Source organism: Pseudomonadota bacterium (assembly GCA_030775045.1).
GTDB lineage: Bacteria > Pseudomonadota > Alphaproteobacteria > JALYJY01 > JALYJY01 > JALYJY01.
Genome location: JALYJY010000119.1, coordinates 1 through 4,481 on the forward strand (window position 1 = coordinate 1; position 4,481 = coordinate 4,481).

At 62.1% G+C, this 4,481-nt stretch carries 5 protein-coding genes; all 5 read left to right on the forward strand.

The window, feature by feature from the left end:
* Positions 1-548, forward strand: a 548-nt coding sequence (locus M3O22_08675; GenBank protein ID MDP9196815.1) for an SPOR domain-containing protein, incomplete at its 5' end; no start/stop codon positions are given.
* A 76-nt stretch (positions 549-624) separates the two neighbouring features.
* A complete protein-coding gene (locus tag M3O22_08680) occupies positions 625-1,794 on the forward strand; it encodes a hypothetical protein (protein ID MDP9196816.1) in 1,170 nt (389 codons plus the stop codon).
* 82 nt (positions 1,795-1,876) lie between these two features.
* Positions 1,877-2,563, forward strand: coding sequence for a hypothetical protein (locus M3O22_08685; GenBank protein MDP9196817.1), 687 nt, complete (start codon positions 1,877-1,879; stop codon positions 2,561-2,563).
* A gap of 48 nt (positions 2,564-2,611) precedes the next feature.
* Entirely contained in the window at positions 2,612-3,406 is a 795-nt protein-coding gene (locus M3O22_08690; protein MDP9196818.1) for a class I SAM-dependent methyltransferase, read from the forward strand.
* Between the two features lie 2 nt (positions 3,407-3,408).
* On the forward strand, positions 3,409-4,481 hold a 1,073-nt coding region (locus M3O22_08695), incomplete at its 3' end, for an AarF/UbiB family protein (GenBank protein ID MDP9196819.1).

Sequence of the window (4,481 nt, forward strand, 5' to 3'; positions counted from 1 at the left end):
ACCGCGGGTTTGAGCAGTCCGGCCGCCCCCCGGTCCAGGAAGCGTCCGTTTCCCCCGTTCCGGATATTCCGGACCGCAAGCCCCAGAGCGCGCCACAGCCTCCGGCCACAGTTTCGGTCGCCATGATGACGCCCCTGCCCGGACCGGAAAGTACAGAAAGCGCCCTGTCACAGGGTGACGCAGCCGAAGCTGCTGCCGGATTTCCTGTTATATTGGCTACAGCCCCTGCCCCCGCTGTAACAACACTGCCGGCACAGGAGCCGGCGGAAGACGCTTCCATCCTCCCTCCCCCCGAACGGTGGAGCATCCAGGTGGGCGCCTATGGCTCGGAAGAAGCGGGCCAGAAAGCCCTGGTGAACGTCTCGAAAAACATCTCCGGCCTGCTGCGCGAGGCCCGGCCTGTCATCATGACAGCCCAGGCCGGCGGTTCTGTCATCTATCGCGCCCGGCTGACAGACATGGACGAGGACACAGCCCGAAAGATCTGTGACCGCCTGAAAGAAGCGGGCCAGAGCTGCATGGTCGTCAGCCCCCGGACCCGCACATAATATTTTTCCGATTACTTTCATGATGCCTGGATAAGGTCCTGCCTCAGGACACATCTCAATCCTGTCGGAGAATTTCATGACAATGCTGGTCAGGGTCACAGCCGATGCCAGAGGGCAGAAGCCGGAAGAACCGAAAGGCGCAGAGCGCTGGTTCCGGATTATCGATTCCCACCCTGCGTCTGAAGCCATGGCCTTGACCCGAAAAGCAACCGCCGGACTGATTGACCACGCCTGCAAACCGGAAAATACGGGATTCAGGGAACGGCCGGTCCATGCCATTGTGGCCCGGAAGCTCTCCTCCCTGACCTTTATGGCCGAGAACCTCCATCCGCTTGAGGCTTCGGTGACCCTGGCGATGGTCGCAGCCCTGACCGATACCGCTGGGGATGTGGATACCTGGAAAAGATCTTTGGCCTTGCTGCCCCTGCCAGCCAGACTGGCCATCCTGGATTTTGCAGGATCCCTGGCTGGCAGGATCCGGGCTTCCCGCCTGGCTTCAGAAGCCATCCTCCAGACATCTGTCATGCAGCCTGAAGTCATGTCGGAGATGGAACCGGAAATTTCACGGCTGCACGCCATGATCGCAGCCGTGACTGATGCACCTGAAGACGTGGAACGCTGGGGTCAATCCCTAGCCCTCCTGGCCCCGGAAGATGTGGCAGCCTCCCTGGTCATGGCCATCAGGCACGCTGACGAACACACGACCGGACATTTTTCCCCTGGAATCAGCCTGACCCTGAAAGGCTTTCTGCAGCATATGACCACGGAAAAGGATCTGGGTCTGCTGTATACAATGCTGTATGCTGTGGACAGCGCAGGAAAAGGACATCTGGTGGCCCGGAAAGACAGCCCTGTCAGAAAAACAGCCGAGAAATATATGCATCTTGCAGAACAGAGAGGTGATCCGGGGGAACGACTTTCCTTTCCCTGCGCGTTCTCCCTGGGCGCCAGAGCTCCTGAAATGCAGGTTTTCATGGCCAATGCCTGGGCCCGGGCCATGACAGATTTTCACAGTCCGGAACAAATTGTGGCGCTTCTTTCTGCCTCGGCGGGTGAATTTCCGCAGGGCCACCCCCTGAAACGGTCAGCACTGAAAATATGGGGCGATGCACAGAACGCTCTGGATCAGGAAAAGCTTGGACCATGGGAAAGAAACCTGAGGGCAAAAATCCGGAACCGGGCAACCGCCTGGTCTCTTCCGGATCCGGAAAAGCCCCGGGAAAAATCAGCCCCTGTGCCCGGATAAGACCCGGGCTGATTATTTTCAGCGTTTCAGTGTAATCTGCCGGCAGGTTCCCCGATCCGGCAACCAGAACGGAGATTTTCTCATGGATACAACATCGGCTCGTCTGCCGCAGATAGTTTCAGACAACACAGACGGCCGGCCCATGCCGAAAGCCCTGATCTTCGCTTCCACGCTCGCAGCCGGGATTCTCCGGATCCATGGGGGAAGAAATGCCCTGTCCCGATCAGAGATCCATTATGTTTCTGTCGCCGCACAAACGTTGTCCTCTTTCCTGGATGGATATACCCCGAAAAACAAGAAGGACAAGGACAGGGCTGATATATGCGACCACCGGGCCTTGGCGGCGGCCCTGACAGATGGACAGGCAGAGGTTGATGCCTGGGGAGTTTCCCTGCAGCCCCTGCCTTGGGAAAACAGGGTGGATTGCCTGGTCCGGGCCGGTACTCTGGCGGATGAAACCGGAGCAAGCCACTTGCGCAATGCAGCCCTGCGAGCGCTTGGGGGACATCTGCCCCTGGACCAGCGTCTTGCATGTCTGTCTGAATGTCTTCGCAAGGCTGACAAGGCCGGCACAAGAGATCTGGCCACCCGGAAAAACGACTTTCTTGCAGAGGTGGCGCAGGAATTCCTGCGCCTTGCAGGATCGCACAGGGAATCTGTCGAACAGCTTGCAGCGGACCTGAAAAATCCTGCCCTGAAAACCTTGCTCCTGGCTGGCACGCCGGGGAACAACGACGGCACTCCAGTGGTGCCAACCCCAAAGGCGTAATGGCAACGGGGCTGGTCCCTGCACCGGATCTCCGGTACTATGGGGGTCATGACACAGTCTTCTGATCCCGCCTCCGGCAGTGATGAATCCCGCTGGTTCGGATTCCGGCCCGTGGAGCCGGACCGCAAGGCATCCCTGGTCCGCCAGGTCTTTGACAGCGTGGCGCCGCGCTATGACCTGATGAATGACCTGATGTCCATGGGCGTGCACCGCCTGTGGAAAGCCGCCCTGATCCGCCAGATGGATCCCCGGCCCGGCCAGGTTCTGGTGGACGTGGCCGGCGGCACGGGCGACGTGGCTTTCGCCTTTCTGGAGCGCTCCAACCGGAACCTGTCGCCCGGGCAGACTCCCGCCCGCGCTGTTGTCTGCGACATCAACACCAGCATGATGGCCGTAGGCCGCGACAAAGCCATCGACCGGGGGCGACTGGAGAACCTGGACTGGCTGACAGGAGACGCGGAAAAACTGCCCCTGCCGGACAGTTGCGCTGATGTGTACACCATTTCCTTCGGCCTGCGGAACGTAACCCGCATGGATGCCGCCCTGGCCGAGGCGAGGCGGGTCCTGCGCCCAGGCGGGCGGTTTTTCTGTCTGGAGTTCAGCAAGGTGGTTCTGCCGGTGCTGGACAGGCTGTACGACCTGTATTCCTTCCAGGTTCTGCCCCGTCTGGGCCAGCTGGTGGCCGGAGACCGGGAGTCGTACGCCTACCTGGTGGAAAGCATCCGCCGCTTCCCGGACCAGGACACGCTGGCCCGGCGTATGGAACAGGCAGGGCTGCAGCATGTACGCTGGCGCAACCTGTCCGGCGGGATCGCCGCCGTCCATTCCGGGTGGCGCATATAGCCATGTTCCGTTTTATCCGTCACACTGCAGGGCTTCTGTCAGTCATCCGGATCCTGGCCCGGCACGACGCCCTGTTCCCGGACGCCCTGGCCGGCACATCGCCGGTCCTGGGCCGGGTGGCCAGCCTGATCTCCCGCCGCGACAGCACCCGCCAGCCGGGCCAGCGCCTGGCCGCTGCCCTGCAACAGCTGGGTCCCAGTTTCGTCAAACTGGGCCAGACCCTGTCCACGCGCCCCGATATCCTGGGCCAGGCCATTGCGCTGGACCTGGCCGAACTCCAGGACCGCCTGCCTCCCTTCCCGGCCAGCCAGGCTGTGGCCACCATCGAGCAGGAACTGGGCCAGCCGGTAGCCTCCCTGTTTACAGCTTTTGATCCTGTGCCTGTGGCTGCGGCCTCCATCGCCCAGGTGCACTTCGCCACAGTGCGGGAGCCGGACGGAGCTGTGCGCGAGGTAGCGGTCAAGGTCCTGCGCCCCGGCATCGAACGGGCCTTTCGCCGGGATCTGGAGCTGTTCCGGTGGCTGGCGGACATGGCCGATCGCTGGCTGCCGGACCTGCGACGCCTGAAACCGGGCGAGGTTGTGGACCTGATGGCCCGCACCGTACGGCTGGAGATGAACCTGCGCATGGAGGCGGCGGCGGCGGCCGAGCTGGCCGAAAATTTCAGGGGCGACCCCACATTCCGGATTCCCGCAGTGGACTGGGACCGCACGTCGATCCGCGTCCTGACCACGGACAGGGTCCGGGGCATTCCCGTGGACGAGGTGGACCGGCTTCGCGCGGCCGGCCACAACCCGGACACCATCCTGCAGCACGCTGCCCTGGTTTTCTTCAGGCAGGTGTTCCGGGACGGCTTTTTCCACGCGGACCTGCATCCGGGCAACCTGTTCGTCAATGACCAGGGCACGCTGACAGCCGTGGATTTCGGGATCATGGGCCGACTGGACCGGGCCACGCGTTGCTTTCTGGCGGACATGCTGGTGGGCTTCCTGAAAGGCGACTATGCCCGCGTGTCGGAAGTCCATTTCGAGGCCGGATACGTGCCACCGGACCAGGACGCCGGCCTGTTCACCCA